Source organism: Streptomyces phaeolivaceus (genome assembly GCF_009184865.1).
GTDB classification, from domain to species: domain Bacteria; phylum Actinomycetota; class Actinomycetes; order Streptomycetales; family Streptomycetaceae; genus Streptomyces; species Streptomyces phaeolivaceus.
Genome location: NZ_CP045096.1, coordinates 3,893,501 through 3,909,897, shown reverse-complemented (window position 1 = coordinate 3,909,897; position 16,397 = coordinate 3,893,501). Strand labels below are relative to the sequence as shown.

General features: G+C 72.3%; 15 protein-coding genes. 2 read left to right on the top strand and 13 right to left on the bottom strand.

Annotation, left to right across the window (positions count from 1 at the left end; translation table 11 throughout):
• Positions 1-56: 56 nt before the first annotated feature.
• The 3 genes from F9278_RS18300 to F9278_RS18290 are packed head-to-tail and all read right to left on the bottom strand — an operon-like array spanning position 57 to position 2,030.
• Positions 57-992 carry an ADP-ribosylglycohydrolase family protein gene (locus tag F9278_RS18300; protein WP_152169334.1) on the bottom strand — a complete coding sequence of 312 codons (936 nt, stop codon included), beginning with the start codon at positions 990-992 and terminating at the stop codon, positions 57-59.
• On the bottom strand, positions 979-1,176 hold the full coding sequence (locus F9278_RS18295) for a DUF397 domain-containing protein (RefSeq protein ID WP_152169333.1): 198 nt from the start codon (positions 1,174-1,176) through the stop codon (positions 979-981). The genes F9278_RS18300 and F9278_RS18295 overlap by 14 nt, the downstream gene beginning before the upstream one ends.
• Positions 1,177-1,187: 11 nt before the next feature.
• The gene (locus F9278_RS18290; RefSeq protein WP_152169332.1) at positions 1,188-2,030 is read right to left on the bottom strand and encodes a helix-turn-helix domain-containing protein; all 843 of its coding nucleotides are present in this window, start codon (positions 2,028-2,030) and stop codon (positions 1,188-1,190) included.
• A gap of 208 nt (positions 2,031-2,238) precedes the next feature.
• On the opposite strand from F9278_RS18290, the gene F9278_RS18285 reads away from it, so the two are divergent.
• A complete protein-coding gene (locus F9278_RS18285) occupies positions 2,239-2,619 on the top strand; it encodes an ATP-binding protein (RefSeq protein WP_152169331.1) in 381 nt (126 codons plus the stop codon).
• Between the two features lie 218 nt (positions 2,620-2,837).
• Here the strand turns inward: F9278_RS18285 and F9278_RS18280 are convergent, their stop codons facing one another.
• The 6 genes from F9278_RS18280 to F9278_RS18255 form a co-directional block, all read right to left on the bottom strand.
• Positions 2,838-3,512 (bottom strand): pentapeptide repeat-containing protein, encoded by a 675-nt coding sequence (locus F9278_RS18280; RefSeq protein WP_226966797.1) that lies wholly within the window; start codon positions 3,510-3,512, stop codon positions 2,838-2,840.
• Entirely contained in the window at positions 3,478-5,676 is a 2,199-nt protein-coding gene (locus F9278_RS18275; RefSeq protein ID WP_152169330.1) for an ICP22 family protein, read from the bottom strand. Before F9278_RS18275 ends, F9278_RS18280 begins: the two co-directional genes overlap by 35 nt.
• On the bottom strand, positions 5,673-6,107 hold the full coding sequence (locus tag F9278_RS18270) for a DUF6507 family protein (protein WP_152169329.1): 435 nt from the start codon (positions 6,105-6,107) through the stop codon (positions 5,673-5,675). The genes F9278_RS18275 and F9278_RS18270 overlap by 4 nt, the downstream gene beginning before the upstream one ends.
• 172 nt (positions 6,108-6,279) lie before the next feature.
• A complete protein-coding gene (galE, locus tag F9278_RS18265; RefSeq protein ID WP_152169328.1) occupies positions 6,280-7,242 on the bottom strand; it encodes a UDP-glucose 4-epimerase GalE in 963 nt (320 codons plus the stop codon).
• The gene (locus F9278_RS18260) at positions 7,239-7,448 is read right to left on the bottom strand and encodes a hypothetical protein (protein ID WP_152169327.1); all 210 of its coding nucleotides are present in this window, start codon (positions 7,446-7,448) and stop codon (positions 7,239-7,241) included. The genes galE and F9278_RS18260 overlap by 4 nt, the downstream gene beginning before the upstream one ends.
• 165 nt (positions 7,449-7,613) lie before the next feature.
• Positions 7,614-8,108: a MarR family winged helix-turn-helix transcriptional regulator gene (locus F9278_RS18255; protein ID WP_152169326.1), complete on the bottom strand. Its 495-nt coding sequence runs from the start codon at positions 8,106-8,108 to the stop codon at positions 7,614-7,616.
• Between the two features lie 107 nt (positions 8,109-8,215).
• On the opposite strand from F9278_RS18255, the gene F9278_RS18250 reads away from it, so the two are divergent.
• Positions 8,216-8,629: an organic hydroperoxide resistance protein gene (locus F9278_RS18250; protein ID WP_152169325.1), complete on the top strand. Its 414-nt coding sequence runs from the start codon at positions 8,216-8,218 to the stop codon at positions 8,627-8,629.
• Between the two features lie 144 nt (positions 8,630-8,773).
• Here F9278_RS18250 and F9278_RS18245 read toward each other — a convergent pair whose 3' ends face one another.
• From F9278_RS18245 to F9278_RS18230, 4 genes are read right to left on the bottom strand one after another with little or no spacing between them, the layout of a single operon-like run.
• Complete coding sequence (locus F9278_RS18245) at positions 8,774-10,420, bottom strand: hypothetical protein (protein WP_152169324.1); 1,647 nt, start codon at positions 10,418-10,420, stop codon at positions 8,774-8,776.
• A gap of 40 nt (positions 10,421-10,460) precedes the next feature.
• On the bottom strand, positions 10,461-11,750 hold the full coding sequence (locus tag F9278_RS18240; RefSeq protein WP_152169323.1) for a hypothetical protein: 1,290 nt from the start codon (positions 11,748-11,750) through the stop codon (positions 10,461-10,463).
• Positions 11,747-13,975, bottom strand: coding sequence for a bifunctional glycosyltransferase/CDP-glycerol:glycerophosphate glycerophosphotransferase (locus tag F9278_RS18235; RefSeq protein WP_152169322.1), 2,229 nt, complete (start codon positions 13,973-13,975; stop codon positions 11,747-11,749). Before F9278_RS18235 ends, F9278_RS18240 begins: the two co-directional genes overlap by 4 nt.
• Before the next feature lie 5 nt (positions 13,976-13,980).
• Entirely contained in the window at positions 13,981-16,284 is a 2,304-nt protein-coding gene (locus tag F9278_RS18230) for a bifunctional glycosyltransferase/CDP-glycerol:glycerophosphate glycerophosphotransferase (protein WP_152169321.1), read from the bottom strand.
• Positions 16,285-16,397: the final 113 nt, after the last annotated feature.

The window sequence follows — 16,397 nt, the reverse complement described above, 5'->3', positions numbered from 1 at the left end:
GAATATAGGCATCCCGGCCGGAGGCGTGCCCCCTAGTCGGCTAGTCGGCTAGTCGGCTAGTCGGCCAGTCGTCGGGCCAGGTCGGTGAGTTCGGGGGCTCTGAGGACCCGGTCCCCGAATCCGGGGAGCGGTACGTGCAGCGGCTCCAGCCATCGTTCCGGGATCGCGGCGGCCCCGTACACCGCCCCCGCGAGCCCTCCGGTCACGGCGGCGACCGTGTCCGTGTCGCCGCCGAGGTCGACGGCCGCGCGTACGGCGCCCTCGTAGTCGTCGGTCGTGCGTACGGCCCAGACGGCGGAGCCGAGGCAGGGCCAGACGGCGCCGTTGAACTCCGTGGCGTCGTCCGGGTGCCAGTCGGGGGCGAGGACGGTGTCGTACCGGGGGCGGTGGTCGGGGTGGAGCGCGGCCAGGGTCTCGGGCAGCGCGGTGAGCGGGTCGCCGCCGGTCAGCGCGACCCGGACCAGTTCGTGGAAGACGGCGGTGCCTTCCCAGGCCGCGGGGTCGCCGTGGGTGAGGGCGGAGAGGTGGCGGGCCGCGTCCATGCTGCGGGCCCGCCCGTCCTTCGCGAAGTACACGGCGGACGTGGCGGCCCGCATCAACGCGCCGTTGCCTGCGGCTCGTAGATTGACCTGGAAGTGGATGGCGGCGGCGAGGTCCCAGTCGTCACCGCTGGTGAGGACGTCCTCGGTCTGGATGCCGATGTCCTTGGGGCCGGCGGCGGCCCAGCGCTGGAACCGTGCGAACACGTCGGGCAGTTGGAGCCGTTCGTGCTCGACGAGCGACTCCCCGACGAGCACGGCCATCTGCGTGTCGTCGGTCGCCTCCCCCGGGTCCCAGCCGCCGCCCCCGCACATCTCCCCACCGTGCCCGGTCCCGGGGAAGCGCGCGGAGAACGCCCCCTCGGGCCCGAACTCGAACGGCGCGCCGAGCGCGTCCCCCACGGCGGAGCCGAGGATCGCGCCGAGGGCCCGCTGCGGGTCAACTGCGGTCAAGGGTGCCTGCTTTGAGGGTGGTGAGGAGGGCGTGGAGGGGGGTGGGGGTGGTGGTGAGCACGGCAGCGGGGTGGTCGCTTTCGCGGATGCGTATGGAGGTGGGGGTGGGGGCGAGTTCGACGCAGTCGTCGCCGGAATCGGAGCCGGAGAAGGACGACTTCTGCCAGTGCTGAGGGCCGCGCATGCCGGGTCCTTTCACAGATCGCGGGCGAACCGAGCGATGAGGTCACGGGACTCCGTGGGTGGGAGAGCCGTGGCCAACACTCGCTCATAGCGCCGCCGATACTGCAACAGGTGCGACTCGGTTCCGAAGAACTCCCCGCGATGGGCCGTGTCGATCTGGACGGTGTCCAACTGGGGGACGGCTCCGTGCAGATAGAGCAGAGAGTACCCGTTACCGGCGAAGTCGTCGGTGTCGAAGGGCAGGACACGTACGGACACGTTGGCCAGTTCGGACCGTTCGAGGATCTGCTCCAGCTGCCGTCGGTTCGTGCTGCTGCCGCCCACCCGGATGCGGAGGGCCGCCTCGTGGACGACCGCTTCGTACGGCCTGTCGGCGAGGATCCGCTGCCGTTGCAGGCGGAACGCGACAAAGGTGTCCACGTCCTCCTTCGTCAAGTCCGGCGACGCGTAGTCGAACATGGCCCTCATGTGATCCTCGGTCTGCAACAGGCCAGGAACGTGGACCACTTGGAAGGTACGGAGACGGGTGGCGTGATGCTCGCACTCCGCCAGGTCGCGCCCTTGCGGAGCAATGCTGCCCCGGTACTCCGCCCACCACCCCTTGCCCCGCTCGCTCGCCATGTCCACCAAGGCGTCGACGTAAGCCGTGTCGTCGATCGCGCAGTGGGCTGCCAGTCGGCGGATGCGTTCGCTGCTGATCCCGGCGCGGCCGGTCTCCACGTGGCTCTGGTGCATCGGGCTCGAACCGAGGAACTCGGCGGCGGCTCGGGCGGTGAGCCCGGCTCGCTCACGTATCCCGCGAACCTCGGCGCCCAGGCGCTGCTGTCGGGCCGTCGGGTTGCTCCTTAGCGGCATCCGCCCCTTCTCCCTGGTCGTCCCGGTCAACGAACCTGCCGGGTAAGCATGGCACGGGTCACACGGTCGGGTGTCAATCTGGGTGTATGGATTGCGCCGTAAATACATTGCGCCCTACGGTCGGTGTCGTGCCCGGCACGGTGAGTGCGACCCGCCCTCTCCTTGCCTCAACTCACCCCTGCCCCAAGCGCGTTGGAGTTGACGAGCCATGCCCAAATACGCCCTCAACTGCCCTCCCCTGGACACCACTCCCCGTATCGCCCGCGACTTCGTCGCCTCCGTCCTGCGTGCCCTGCGGCTCGACGCGCTCGTGGACGACGCCGTGCTGTGCACCTCGGAGCTGGTCACCAACTCCTGTCGGCACGCCAAGAGTTCCGGCGCCCATTTACTGCTGATGACCACCCCGGAGGGCCCCGTACGGGTGACGGTCTACGACGACGACCGCACCCTCCCGTCCCTCCTCCAGGGCTACGACGGCGTGTCCGGCCGGGGCCTGTGGATCGTGGACACCGTCACGGAGGGCCGCTGGGGGACGGAGGCACTCGGGGCTTCGGGGAAGGGGGTGTGGTTCGAGGTGGGGAAGGGGTAGGCACCCCCACCCGGACGCCCCCACCACGCTCCCGTACCCACGCCTCCAGGGTTCCCCGAGTCGGGCACCGCGAGAAGCACCTTCGGTGCCCCGATCGCGAGACGGCGCGAAGCCAGGGTCGTGTACGCGGCCAGCGCGTAGCGCGGGCATGGAACGAGCCCGTCGGCGGCCTCGTCGTCGCGACCCCAGGTCCACCGGGCGACCGGCGTGGTGGCGATTCACGCGTCCCGCGTTCCGCCGGGGACGGGAAGCACCTGGAGGGAACCGCCGCGTTCGCTCACCCATCGCTCCAGCTCGGCGCCGCCGATCTCGCGGCTCACACCCTGGTCGTCCATTGCCTGGACGGGTCCGAAGACGGTTCCCGAAAGGCCCTCGACCTTGGTGAGGTGGTCGACGGTCACTTTGAAGGAATTCTCTTGCAGAACCGCATGAGAGAGGTCCGCCCCACGGAAATCGACGCCGATCAGGGAAGCGCCCAGGATGCGTGCGCCGCGCAAGGAGGCGGCCGTTGCGTCGACGTCGTAGAGCGAGGCCTTGACCAGATCCGCGCCGTCCAGGACCGTGCCCCGGAGAACGGCGTCGTCGAAATTGACGCGGACCAGTGAGGCCTGCGTCAGATCAGCCCCGGAGAAGTCGGCGCCTTCCGCATCGGAGCGGTAGAAGTCGGCTCCCGCCAGTTTGGCGCCGACGAGTTTCGCGTCACTGAACCAGGATTCCGAGAAGTTCCCGCCCGACAGGTCCGAATTGCTCAGGTCGAGTCCGATGACGTCGAGTTTCCCTTCGGCTCCGGACTGGAGCCACTCCCGTAGACGGGCTGTTGCCTGAGGGTCTGCGGGAAGCGCGCGGGGCGCCCAGTTCCTACGGGTACCAGATGACATCGTCTTCCCAGCCATTCTTCTCGACGATGGACTTGATGTCGTCGATCGCCGCCTGATTCGCATTGCGCATGTCCAGGATAACGACGCGCTGCTTTTCGACGATCTGTTCTGCCAGCTTCTTGACCCAGCGTTCGTTCTTGGCAGGGTCATAAGCTCCCTTGAACGGTAGGGACTTGTCACGCACATTGTTGAAGGGGGGCCAGTCGGAGTGGACGCCCTTGATGTCGTAGTACCGGTCGGCACTCGGTGAGTAGAACTCGCCTCGGTCCGCCTCCGTCGGGCGCTGGATGTCGTCCGGGAGACGGCCCTGCTCACTGAGGTCCAGGCCGACCCGGGCCTCGTCCTTGGACGGCTCGGAGATGCCACCGTTCTTGTCGGGGTCCCGCTGCAACTGGTCGAACTCATCAGGGCTCCGGGACTCGACCTCGTCGAGGTGGTCCCAGTGGTCCGCCTTCTGCTGAGAGGTGAGCTCCGGCGGCGGTTCATTGGCGCGCTCGGGGGTCGTTGCCCCGTCCGACGGCTCGTGCGGGGTCCCGGTGCCGTTGTCGCCCGGGGTTCCGCCGTGTCCGCCGGCGGGGGGCCCGGTGTGGCTGTTGCCCGAGGTCTCTGTGTGACCGCCGCCCGGCGTTTCGGCGTGCCCGCCCCCGGTGGTCACGGTCCGACCGTCGCCGCCGTGCGACCCTCCGGTGCCACCCGGTGTCTCATGCGTCGCGGACGGCAGGCCGTCGTCCCCGACCCGCCCCACAGCCCCCGTGCCGCCGTCGCCCACCTTCGCGCCGGCGCCCACCAGCTCCGGCTCGGGGCGGGAGGCGTCGACGCCGCGCTCGGCGGCCGTCCCCTCGTGCTTGATGGTGTCCAGGGACTCGCGGACCGTGCCGTCGGCGTTGTGGACGACGAGGGTCTTGGTGTCGAGGTAGACGACCTCGCCCTTGGGGGTCTCCATGCGGACGGAGTTCTCGGGGGTGAGGCCCGCCGGAAGGTCGTCCGTGATGTTCGGGGGGTCGGCGATCTGGTACGTGCCCTCGCCGAGCTTGATGTGGGTGCCGTCGGTGATGCCGCGCAGGCTCGCCATGACGTCGCTGATCTTGACCGTCGTGGCACCGATGCCCTTGGTGAGGTACGTCATCGGGTCGACGATCTTGCCGGCCTTGCCCGCGAAGGAGATCGCCTTGGCGATGGCGCCCGCCTTGCCCGCGCCCGAGACGGCACCGCCCGCGCCGCCCGTGAAGATGGTCGTGAGGACGTTGAACGTCACTGCCCCCGCCGCCCGCGACGGGTTCTTGCCCCACTCGTCGTAGGCGATGAGTGCCTTGCCGGTTTCCACGACCGCGGTGCGGGAGTCGCGGAGCCAGGAGGGGAGTTTGTCGTCGGGGGCCAGCCAGTAGGCGGCGCCGACGACGGGGACGGCGGTGATGAGGATGCCGGTCGCGAGTTTGCCGAGGCCCACCCAGGCCTGGCCGGCCGCGTCCCAGCCGTTGAAGCCGACCAGCGTGCCCAGGCCCTTGATCGTGCCCCACACGCCGTCGACGACGAAGCCGACCGCGAAGTCCCAGACATGCTCGTGGATGTAGTACCAGGGGTTGGACTCCTCGACCGGGTCACCCCACGGCAGACCACCGGCGTTGTCGAGGTCCTCGCCCCGGTAGCCGTACATGTTCTCTTTGTTCGAGCCGTCGTTGACGACCAGTGCCTCGCCGCCGACCAGCGCGACGATCTTGTTGTAGCAGTCGCGTTCGGCGGCCTGGAACGCGGCGTACGTGGCGTTGATGTCCGAGCGGCGGTTGTTGTTCTCCTCGACGAGGTCGCCGTCCGCGCGCCACTCGTCGTCGCCCTCGATCCTCTGGCGGAAGGCGATCGCGTCCTGGCGGAGCTGGTCGAACTTCTGCTTGAGCGGGCCGACGGCGGCGGCGTACGAATCCAGTGCCGAGGCCACCGTCTCCAGTTCCGTCGCGAACTCGTCGCCCTTGGCCGCCACCGGCGCGGTCGTCGCGAACAGCGCCTCCGCCTCCGGTGCCTTGTAGTACGCGGAGAGGCCGCCGAAGCGGGTGTGGATCGCCGAGCCCGAGTCCCTCAGGGAGGTGCCGGCCGAGCGGACGCCCGCGATGCCCAGGTCCAGTTGCTCCAGACTGCCGGTGAACTCGGGGACCTCCTCCGGGATGACGGGGATGTCGTCGCTCACTTCGGCCCCTGCCCGCCGTTGCCGTCGACACCCGGCGGGGGCGGTACGACCGTCGCCTTGAGCGCGTTGGCCTGCTGCTCGGCCGCCATGTCCAGGTCGCCGGTCACATAGGCGTTGGTGGCCTTGGCCGCGCCCTGCACGGAGTCGATGGTCCGCTGCGCCATGTACGCCAGCTTCTGCTGCCGCTCCTGGAGGTACTTGCTCAGCGCCGCCGCGACCGGGCCGACCGGCACCCGGGGCGTACCGGCGGCCACCGGGCCGATCATGGGCCCGCTGAACTGCCCGCCCGGCACGGCCGTACCCGCCGACTCGGCCGCGCTCGCCATGTTCGACACCAGCGAGTTGGCGGCCTTCTCCAGGCCGCCGGCCGCCTCACCGGTCGAGTTCAGCGTGGTCTGCACGTTGATCGGATCGATGTCCCAAGCCGGCATCGTCGCTACCCCCGTAACGCCCTGTCGGACACATTGTCGTACTCGTGGTTCTGGCTCGTGGTTCTGGCTCGTGGTTCTGGTCGTCGTCGACTTCCCCTAGTACACACGAGCAAACGGCACCGGACAGTTCCCACTTCGCGTCGATTCCGTCACAGGGGCTACGCCTCAGGAGCTACCGACGCTTCGTCCAGCCCGCCCACGCCGACGTGATCATGTCCTCCACGCCGTACCGCGCCCTCCAGCCCAGCTCGGTGGCGATCCGGTCCGCCGAGGCGACCACGCGCGCGGGGTCGCCGGGGCGTCGGTCGACGACCACGGGCGGCAGGGTGTGGCCGGTGAGCGCGTTGACGCGGTCGATCATCTCGCGCACCGAGACACCGTCCCCGCGCCCGATGTTGAGGGTGAGGTCCGTCCCCGGCGTCTCGCGCAGGCGTCGCGCGGTCGCCACATGGGCCTCCGCGAGGTCGACGACATGGATGTAGTCCCGGACGCAGGTGCCGTCGGGCGTCGGGTAGTCGGCGCCGAAGACACGTGGCGGGGCGTTCTCGGAGAGCTTCTCGAAGACCATGGGGACGAGGTTGAAGACACCGGTGTCGGCCAGTTCGGGGGTCGCGGCCCCGGCCACGTTGAAGTAGCGCAGGGACGCCGTGGACAGGCCGGTCGCCCGGCCCGTGGCCCGCACCAGCCACTCGCCGACGAGCTTGGTCTCGCCGTACGGGCTCATCGGCAGACAGGGCGTGTCCTCGGTGACGAGGGCCACGTCGGGCATGCCGTACACGGCGGCGGAGGACGAGAACACGAAGGACGCGACACCGGCGTCCGTCACGGCCGACAGCAGGGTGCGCAGGCCCTCGACGTTCTCCCGGTAGTAGTGCAGCGGCAGTTCGACGGACTCGCCGACCTGCTTCTTCGCCGCGAGGTGGACGACGCCGGTGACACCCCGGTCCCCGATCACCCGGGCCAGCCGCTCCCCGTCGAGCGTGGAGCCGATCTCCAGCGGCACGCCCTCGGGCACCCGTTCGGCGATCCCCGTGGACAGATCGTCGTAGACGACTGCCTCCTCGCCCGCGTCGAGCATCGCGCGCACCACATGCGCCCCGATGTATCCGGCGCCACCGGTGATCAGCCAGGTCATGGGCGACCGCCCCCTCCGTAGTCAGTTGTCGCAGCGACCTTCTCGCGGGTGATGCAGATGCAATCAGGTCGGTCATCAGTGAAGCAGGCGGGTGAGGCGGCGGCGGCCGGCCCCTGTGCGAGCGCGGAGCGCACGGCGTCCGCCACATGGGCGGCGTCGTCGTACCCGATGACGACGACGGAGACCCGCGCCTGCTGAACAGCCATTCGTTGCCCCGCACCTTGAGAGGTATGTGTGCAATGTTCCCTTAAGGGCGGCTTCGTGGCCCCGTGGGGAAGATGGCGTGCGGGAGGCTGGGGTTCCGTGTGAGGTTGTCGGATTCTGTCGGGGTGCCCGTGTCGAGTGCCGGCGGTCACCCGGACGTCCGGCGCCTACCCGGCCGGCTCCGAGAGGGCGGCCTCGTCCAGCGCGACCGTCAGCCGGTCCAGGCGGTCGCGCAGATCGCGGATCTCGTCGATCTCGAAGGTCGTCGCGGAGACGATCCGGCGCGGCACCGCCAGCGCGCGCTCCCGCAGGGCGGTGCCCTCCTCGGTGGGCCGCACCACCACCGAGCGCTCGTCGCGCGCGCTGCGCTCACGGCGTACGAGACCGGCCGCCTCCAGGCGCTTGAGCAGCGGCGAGAGGGTTCCGGAGTCGAGCCGCAGATGCTCGCCGAGCTTCTTCACGGGCAGCTCGCCCCGCTCCCACAGCACCAGCATGACCAGGTACTGGGGATAGGTGATCCCCAGGTCCTTGAGGACCACGCGGTAGACGCTGTTGAAGGCGCGCGAGGCGGCGTGCAGGGAGAAGCAGATCTGCCGGTCGAGACGGAGGAAGTCCTCCTCGGGGCTGGTGGTCATGGCTCCAGGGTACCTCGTGTCCGCCATTTAGTTGTATGCAATTGAATTGTGTGCTCTACTGGAGTCCGTGAACGGCGGCCGGACCGCGCCGCCGGACTCGACTCGACTTGATCTGTGAAAGGGATGGTTCTCCCATGGACGCGCTCTACACCGCTGTCGCCACCGCCACCCACGGCCGCGACGGTCGCGCCGTCTCCTCCGACGGCCAGATCGACCTGCGGCTGGCCCCGCCGGCGGCGCTGGGCGGCAACGGCCAGGGCACCAACCCCGAGCAGCTGTTCGCCGCGGGCTACGCGGCCTGTTTCGGCAGCGCCCTCGGTCTCGTCGGCCGCGCCGCCAAGGTCGACGTCAGCGACGCCGCCGTGACCGCCGAGGTCGGCATCGGCAAGCAGGGCGAGGGCTTCGCCCTCAAGGTCACCCTCCGCGTCGAACTCCCCGACACCGTCGACGAGGCCACCGGCCGCAAGCTCGTCGAGCAGGCCCACCAGGTCTGCCCCTACTCCAACGCCACCCGCGGCAACGTCCCGGTCGAGCTGGTCATCGAATAGGACGCGCGACCGGGGCTCACGGTCCGGAGCGCGGGGCGCTAGGGCGTGTCCGCAAAGTCCCGCCTGCCCCGCGACGCCTGGCACGCTCCCCCAGTCTCGGCTTCGCTCGACCGGGAGGTACCCCCACGACGCCGCGAGGCCGCCCTACGGGCGACGACGGGACTTTGCGGACACGCCCTGGCGGGGAGCGATCCTCGCCAGCACCTCCCCGGTCTCACGCCCCCAGTCCACCACCACGGCCTCCTCCGGCACCTCCCGCCGTCGAGTGAGCAGCAGCCACCCGACCCCGTATCGCCGCGCGACGATCCCACGCCGCTCGCGCGTCGACGCGGGGTCGAGGTATGCCCGGACATCGGCGAGCCGCCGCGCCCGTTCCGCCTCCTCCACCGCCGGATCGGGCCGCGCGGGCGCCACCAGGTTCACCCCGTACCCCGCGATCGTCCGCCCCGCGACGTACCCGTCGGCGATCACCACGTCCCCCGCCCGCAGATGCCGCGCCGCCCACGCGTACGACGGCCATCGCGGCGGTCGCTCGAAGCCGACCGGGTCGAGCGCGGCCGGTACGACCGCGCCCGCCTGCACGGTGAGCAACCCCGCGCACGCCCCCGCGACCGCCGCGCCACCGAGCAGCCGCCGCGCCCACCGCCACGGCCGGGGAGTCGTCAGCTCCACCGCCAGGGCGACCAGCGCGAGCACGGCCGCGAGCCCCGCGATCCGGTCGTACGCGGGGTGCCCGCCGACCCGGCCGTACACCACCACCAGGCACTCCGCGACGAACATCGGCACCAGCGGATCCCGCGCCGACCCGCGCCCCCGTGCCCACAGCGCCGGCAGCGCCGGCAGCCCGAGCAGCGCCGGCCAGAGATGTCCGGCCAGGTCGGCGTAGCGGTGCGGGCGGACCTCCTCCGGGCCGGTGCCTCCCGCCGCCGAGGACAGGACGTCGTAGTACGGCCACGAGACGGCGATCAGCAGGGCCACCGCTCCCGTCAGCGCCCAGCGCCCCGCCAGCGGCCACCGCCACCCGCGCTGCGAGGCCGTCACGGCGGCCAGGGCCCCGGCCGCCGCGCCCACCCCGGTGACCGGATGCACCGCCAGGATCAGCCCGTACGGCATGCCGAGTCCGGCGTACGCCCAGACGCTTCCGAGGCCGCCCGGCCCGACGTACCGCACCCGCCGCCCCGAGAGACCGCCGCCCCGCGCGCGTGCCCCCGTCCACGCCCAGGCCCAGAACGTCAGGGCGACGGCGAGCGTCGAGGGGTGGCCGAGGTCCGTCGTCATCGGCATCAGCCCGGGACCGCCGCTCCACGGGGCCCGGCCGGTGCCCCACAGCAGCGTGACGAGCGGCAGGGCGAGGACCGGCGCCCACGGCCGGGGCGTCAGCAGGCGGACGAGACGGCCGATGCCGGTGAGCAGCACCAGCAGGTTCACCGGTCCGGCGAGCTTCAGCAGCGACCAGCCGCCCAGCCCGGTCAGCCGTGCGAGGACGCCCTGCGCGACGGCGTACGGGGTGTACACCGGGCTGCCCGCGCCCGGCAGATCGACGGTCGGATGGGCCGGGTCCAGCAGGTCCGGGCGCAGCCGTTCGACGGCCGCCGCGTACAGACCGGCGTCGCAGCACAGCGGCACCCGCCAGTACGCCAGCGTCATCATCAGCCAGAACAGACCGCCCACGACGAGATACGGGGTCGGCCGCCGGGTCAGCCAGGTACGGCCGCCGCGCAGGGCGGTGGCCCCGGAGCCGGTCGTCGGGCGGTGACCGGAAGCGGGACCTGTCTGGACCGTCTGGGGCATTTGCCGTGTATTCCCGGTATCCGGGGCGTGGGGCGACGGCTCAGCGCGCGGTCACCACATCGAGTGAGCCGCGGGCGGCGGTGATCCGCTCCAGCAGCAGCGGCAGCCCCAGCACCGGCAGCAGCCACGCCACCACGATCAGCCGGTCGCCCCAGATGGTGATGTCCGGGTGCCCCGCCTGATTGAGGACGCCCGTGCACGCGCCCGCCAGCACGAACCAGCCGAACACCGGCCGCTGCCGCAGCGCGCCCCACGCGCCCCCCGCCAGCGCGGCGAGGAACAGCGGCCCGGTCAGCTGCCGACGCCCCCACTCCACCCAGAACTCGGCCTCCAGACCCAGGAACTCGGGCCACAGCCGGTCCGGGGCCCGGTCGGGGAGCGTGAAGTGGTCGGTGAGCAGATCCTGGAGGCTCTCCGTGGCCGCCGGGTAGTGCAGCAGCCTGGCGAGCGCCGGCGTGCACACCACCGCACCCGCCGACACCACCCCCAGCGCCCGCACCCACGGCTCGACCTTCCGGCGCCGGAGCGCGACCACCGCGCACGCCCCCAGCAGACACACCCCCAGGAACAGCGCCTGCGAGTGCTTCACCGTGAACAGCCCGAGCAGGGAGCCGCCGACCAGGATCACCCCCGCCCGCACCCGCCCCTCCATCGCCAGCGCGCACCCCCACAGCGCCGTCAGCGTCAGGGCCAGCAGCACGCCCTCCGTCATGGGCCGCATGGCGGTCGTGCCGCACGGGAGGATGTAGTAGAGGGCCTGGCCGGTCAGGGCGACGGGGACGGGGGCGCGGACGGCGCGCAGGACCAGGAAGGCCAGTACGCCGCCGGCCGCCGCGATCAGCACACTCGCCAGCCACACGCCCCAGGTCACCCCGAACAGGGCGACGAGCGGGGCCAGCAGCAGCGGATACCCGGGCCGCGCCTCGAAGATCCGCAGAAACCGCTCCGAGGCGAACGGCGCGATCGGACCGTCCGACTGCCCGGCCGCCAGCCGCTCGTCCACCTTCCGCCACAGCTCCCGGCGGCACTCCCCGGCGACCCGCGCGGCCGGGCTCGGCCCGCGGAACCGCACCACGTCCACCCGCCGCTTCCGCTCGGCCGTCGCCGCCCGGCTCCCGCAGTAGTGCTCGATGGCCCCGGCCGCCGACTCCCGCACGCCCGCGCCGCCCAGCGTGAGGGCGTACGACACGTAGTTCTTGGTGTCGGGGGTGGCGCGCCCGGTGACGCCCGCGAACTGGAACAGCGCGAAACCGGCGGCGAGCAGCAGCACCCACGCCCGCGCGCGCGTCGTGAACCTCCGCGCCCGCCCGTCGGCCGTGGGCGCCCTCATGACAACACGAGGCCCGTGCTCGACACCGCGTCGCCCGACCTCGGCGCGGGCACCGCCACCACGGACGTCCCCTCGCCCAGCATCAGCGTCCGGACCACCCGCTCGGCCGCCCGTCCGTCGTCGAACTCGCAGTACCGCTCGCGGAATCCGGCCCGCAGCCGCGCCGACTCGCTGTCCCGCCACTGCCCGGAGTCGAACAGCCAGGCGAGTTCACGGTAGGAGCGGGACACATGGCCGGGCGGGTCGGCGGTGATGTCGAGGTACATGCCCCGGCTCACCTCGAACGCGTCGAGGTCGTCGGCGTGCACGACGATCGGCCGGTCCAGGTTGGCGTAGTCGAACATCAGGGCCGAGTAGTCCGTGACCAGGACGTCGGAGGCGAGCATCACCTCCTCGACGTGCGGCTCGTCCGTCGCGTCCACCACGACCCCCCGCCGGTGCAGCTCGGCGAGCCCGAACCCGCGCGCCGGGCCGTCCGCGAGCGACGGATGCAGCCGTACGACGAGGGTGTGGGCCTCGCCCAGACCGCTCCGCAGATCGGCGGCGAACCGTCCGAGGTCGAAGCGTTCGACATGGCCGCCGAGCCGGTAGTCGCGGGGCGTGGGCGCGTACAGCACCACCGTGTGCCCGGCGGGGATGCCGAGCCGCTCCCGGACCGCCGCGCCGGCGTCCGGACCGGCGTTCACCAGGACGTCGTTGCGCGGACTGCCGGTGCGCAGCGAGGTGAAGCCGCACGGGTACGCCCTGCTCCACACCAGCTCGGAGTGGCGGTTGGCGACCAGGCCGTGGTCCCAGCGGTCCGCCCGGCGCAGCAGGCCCGGCACGTCCACGCCGAGCCGGGCGCCCGGCTTGTGCAGCAGATCGGCGCCCATGAACTTGAGCGGCGTGCCCTGGTGGGTGTGGATGTGCACGCTGCCGGGCCGCTTGGTGAGGGGGCCGGGCCAGCCGACGTTGTTCACGAAGTACGTCGCCCGCGCGGCCAGCCGCAGATGATCGGGCGAGCCCGGTGTCACGTACTCGACGCCCGGCGGCAGCGCCGCCGCGCGCTCCGGCCGCACCACCCACACGCCCCGGATGTGCGGCGCGAACTCCCGGGCGGCCTGGTAGACGGCCGCCGGGTCCCCGAGCACGCCCCGGTGCGAGAACGCCGAGTACAGGGCCAGGTTCGGGTCCAGCGGCAGCCGCTCCTGGACCAGCGACCAGCCGCGCCCGATCAGCTCGGCACCGGCCGCGCGGACACGCCCCGCGCGTACGCCGAGCGCGTCACGGACCCAGGCTGCCTGCCGCCGGGTCCGGTAGGCAGCCCAACCGCCCTCCAGCACCCGGTACTCGGGGGCCACGGGCTCGTCGTCCGACCGGTGCTTCCGGTACAGCCCCGCCGTCCGCCGGAAGAACTCGGCCCGCTCGCCCGGCGGCACCCGGTCCGGCTCGGCGAGGATCTCCAGACAGTGCGCCGCCATCCGGTCGCGCAGCGACGGCCGCAGACCCGCCGCCTCCGGCCGGGAGTCCAGGAGACCGAAGACCCGCTCGTACTGGTCGTGCACGTCGAAGTGCCCCCGGCCGGAGATGGACGGGCCGGTGCCCCGCCGCCGCTGCCGGTGCGTCACACAGATCCGGTCCAGCGTGGCGATCCGCCCGGCGTCCAGCAGCACGGGGAGCGTCCAGGGCGTGTCCTCGTGGCGGCCCGGCGGGAAGCGGAAGCCGTGCGCCTCGACGAACTCCCGGCGGTAGGCCTTGTTCCACACCACCGTCGGCAGGTCGAGGACCTCCGGGTGCTCGGCGACCGTGAACGTGCCCTCGCCGGCCGAGACCAGGAGGCGCGCGTGCGCGTCCCGGCGCGTCTCGCCCCACCCGTACGCGCGGACGTGGTCGAACAGCAGCACATCGGGGTCACCGGCCTCGTCCAGCCGGTCCGTCAGCGCGCGCAGGGCGCCCGGCGCGAACGTGTCGTCGCCGTCCAGGAAGAGCACGAAGTCCCCGGTGGCGTACGGCAGTCCGGCGTTGCGGGCGCGGCCGGGGCCCACGTTCGCGGGCAGATGCAGCACCCGTACGCGCGGGTCGCGCGCCGCGTACGCGTCGAGGATCGCGCCGCCGCCGTCCGACGAGCAGTCGTCCACGGCGATCACCTCCACGTCCCGGTACGACTGCTCCAGGACCGAGTCGAGGCACTCGCGCAGAAAGCCCCGGACCTCGAAGACGGGGACGATGACACTGAAACGGGGCATGTCCGTCAGCTCCTCACGAGGGTCGCGGCGGCGGGCGAGGAGGCGTGCGCGGCGGCGTGCGCGAGGGGCGCGGCGTCGGGGGCGGGCGCCGGGGTGCGCTCGGCGAGCGGCACGACGGGCGGCAGCGCCTCCGGCCGCTCACCGAGGAACACCCGCCGTACGACGCGCTCGGCCGCCCGCCCGTCGTCGAACTGGCAGAACCGCTCCCGGAAACCGGCCCGCAGGGCGTCTGCCTCCAGGTCCGTGTACGAGCCGTCGCGGAACAGGTCCGCCAACTCCCGCTCCGTACGCGCCACATGACCGGGCGGACCGGCCGGCAGATCGAGGCAGACGCCCCGGGTCTCCCGGTGGACGTCCCAGCCGTCCGCGAGGATCACGATCGGCCGGTCGAGGTTGGCGTAGTCGAACATCAGGGACGAGTGGTCGGTGATCAGCGCGTCGGCCGCGAGACAGACCTCCTCGGTGGAGGGGTGCCCGGTGACGTCGATGATCCGGCCGCCGCTCCTCCTGGCCGTGCCGCCGGGGTCGTGGAGGTGGCGGGCCCGCAGCAGCACCACGAACTCCTCGCCCACCGCCGCGCAGAACGCCTCCGGATCGAGCCGGGCCGTGGCCTGGGCGGAGGCGGAGGCGGAGGCGGGCGTGGGGGCGGGGGCGGGGGCGTACAGGAGGGCTTTCTTGTTCTCGGGCACGCCCAGTTCACGTCGGGCGCGCGCCACGTCCTCGGCCGTCGCCGTGCAGTAGACGTCGTTGCGCGGAAGGCCGTACTCCAGCTGCTCGTACCCGCCGGGGAGGGCCCGCTCCCAGGTCTCGGTCGTGTGCCGGTTGGCGGAGAGGCCGAAGTCCCAGCGGTCCACACGCCGGAAGAGCGCGGTGAAGCCGCCGGACGTGGCGGCCACCACCGGGTACGGGGACCGGTCCACGCCCGTCGCCGTCAACGGGGTGCCGTGCTGGGTCCGCAGCTGGACACCGCGGGGGCGTTTGACGATCCCGTCCGGGAAACGGGCGTCGGTGCCGGTACCGTCGGTGCCTGTGCCTGTGCCTGTGCCTGTGCCTGTGCCTGTGCCTGTGCCGAGGCCGGCGTCGAGGTCCGTGTCGTCCACGAGGAACTTCGCGCGGGCCAGCGCCCGCCAGTGCTTCCGGCTGCCGACGACGGCGTACTCGACGTCCCCGGGGAGACCGTCCACCGCGTCGGGCTCGACGAGGAACACCGAGCGCAGCCGCGGGGCGAGTTCCCGTGCCTTGGCGTGGAGCGCGGCGGGGTCGCCGGTGACGCCGTCGCCCCGGCGCGCGCGGTACACCACGAGATCGCGGTCCAGTGGCAGACGGCGCTGGACGGCGTACAGGGCGCGGGTCAGGGGCGCGCGGGGCCGGGGGAGCGCGGCCAGGGCGCCGGCCGCCGCCCGGCCGGCGGCGCACAGGACCCGGAAGCCGGCGTACGAGCCGGTCGCGAGCAGTCGGTGCTGGACGCCGAGGGTGCCGCCGGGCGGCTGGAAACCGGCCGGGCAGTGCTGGCGGTAGAGATGCGTGGCACGGCGGAAGAAGGCGCGGCGTCGATGGGCGGGCAGCCGCTCCGGGTGCGCGGCGCCGTGCAGCACGACCGCGAAGAGCCGCGCGAACAACGCCTCCGACACGCCCTGTTCGGCCGCGGCCCTGGCGAGCACCAGCTCCACCTGGTCGAGCAGTTCGAGCTGGTGCTCACCGGGCGTGTGCAGCCGGCTGCCCTGCCGGCGCAGCAGATGCCGTACACAGACCGTGTCCCGCAGCTCGGCCGTACGGTCGGCGGCGAGCGCGACCAGGCCGCTCCAGCCGAGGTCGGTGAAGTGGCCGATGGGGAAGGTGAGTTGGCGCTCGGTGAGGAAGTCCCGGCGGTAGGCCGCGCTCCACGCCGGGGCCTGCGGGCCGGACGGGCGCACCACGGTCGTACCGCCCTCCCACCAGTGCGCCCGTTCATGCGCGAAGTACAGGACATCGGGGTCGCCGGCCTCGCGCAGCCGGTCCGTGATCGCCTGCAGCGCGCCCGGCGCGAGCGTGTCGTCCCCGTCCAGGAACAGCACGTACGTACCGTGCGCCGCGGCCAGCCCCGCGTTGCGGGCGGCGCTCAGGCCTCCGGCGGGCGGGGACTCCACGGGGGCGACCCGGGTGTCCCTGGCGGCGTACGCGGTGCCGACGGCTCCCGCCGGGGAGTGCGGGGCGTCATGGACCGGGATCAGCTCGAAGTCACCGAACGGCTGTCCGAGGACCGACTCCAGAGCGAGGGGCAGCCGCCCTTCGACACCGTGTGTGGGGACGATGACGCTGAAGCGGGGCATTCTTTCCTTTCGGGGACGCGTATTTCGTCTGCGGGTGAGTGGGGGCTTCTCGCGCAGTTCCCCGCGCCCCTTAAAAGCACGGGGGTGCGCCCGGGTTGCCAAGGGGCGCGGGG

Bases quoted from the DNA above. Each gene is read 5' to 3' on its own strand.
- F9278_RS18295 (WP_152169333.1), bottom strand. From the start codon at position 1,176: ATGCGCGGCCCTCAGCACTGGCAGAAGTCGTCCTTCTCCGGCTCCGAT.
- F9278_RS18290 (WP_152169332.1), bottom strand. From the start codon at position 2,030: ATGCCGCTAAGGAGCAACCCGACGGCCCGACAGCAGCGCCTGGGCGCC.
- F9278_RS18285 (WP_152169331.1), top strand. From the start codon at position 2,239: ATGCCCAAATACGCCCTCAACTGCCCTCCCCTGGACACCACTCCCCGT.
- F9278_RS18280 (WP_226966797.1), bottom strand. From the start codon at position 3,512: ATGGCTGGGAAGACGATGTCATCTGGTACCCGTAGGAACTGGGCGCCC.
- F9278_RS18270 (WP_152169329.1), bottom strand. From the start codon at position 6,107: ATGCCGGCTTGGGACATCGATCCGATCAACGTGCAGACCACGCTGAAC.
- galE (WP_152169328.1), bottom strand. From the start codon at position 7,242: ATGACCTGGCTGATCACCGGTGGCGCCGGATACATCGGGGCGCATGTG.
- F9278_RS18260 (WP_152169327.1), bottom strand. From the start codon at position 7,448: ATGGCTGTTCAGCAGGCGCGGGTCTCCGTCGTCGTCATCGGGTACGAC.
- F9278_RS18255 (WP_152169326.1), bottom strand. From the start codon at position 8,108: ATGGCGGACACGAGGTACCCTGGAGCCATGACCACCAGCCCCGAGGAG.
- F9278_RS18250 (WP_152169325.1), top strand. From the start codon at position 8,216: ATGGACGCGCTCTACACCGCTGTCGCCACCGCCACCCACGGCCGCGAC.
- F9278_RS18245 (WP_152169324.1), bottom strand. From the start codon at position 10,420: ATGCCCCAGACGGTCCAGACAGGTCCCGCTTCCGGTCACCGCCCGACG.
- F9278_RS18240 (WP_152169323.1), bottom strand. From the start codon at position 11,750: ATGAGGGCGCCCACGGCCGACGGGCGGGCGCGGAGGTTCACGACGCGC.
- F9278_RS18235 (WP_152169322.1), bottom strand. From the start codon at position 13,975: ATGCCCCGTTTCAGTGTCATCGTCCCCGTCTTCGAGGTCCGGGGCTTT.
- F9278_RS18230 (WP_152169321.1), bottom strand. From the start codon at position 16,284: ATGCCCCGCTTCAGCGTCATCGTCCCCACACACGGTGTCGAAGGGCGG.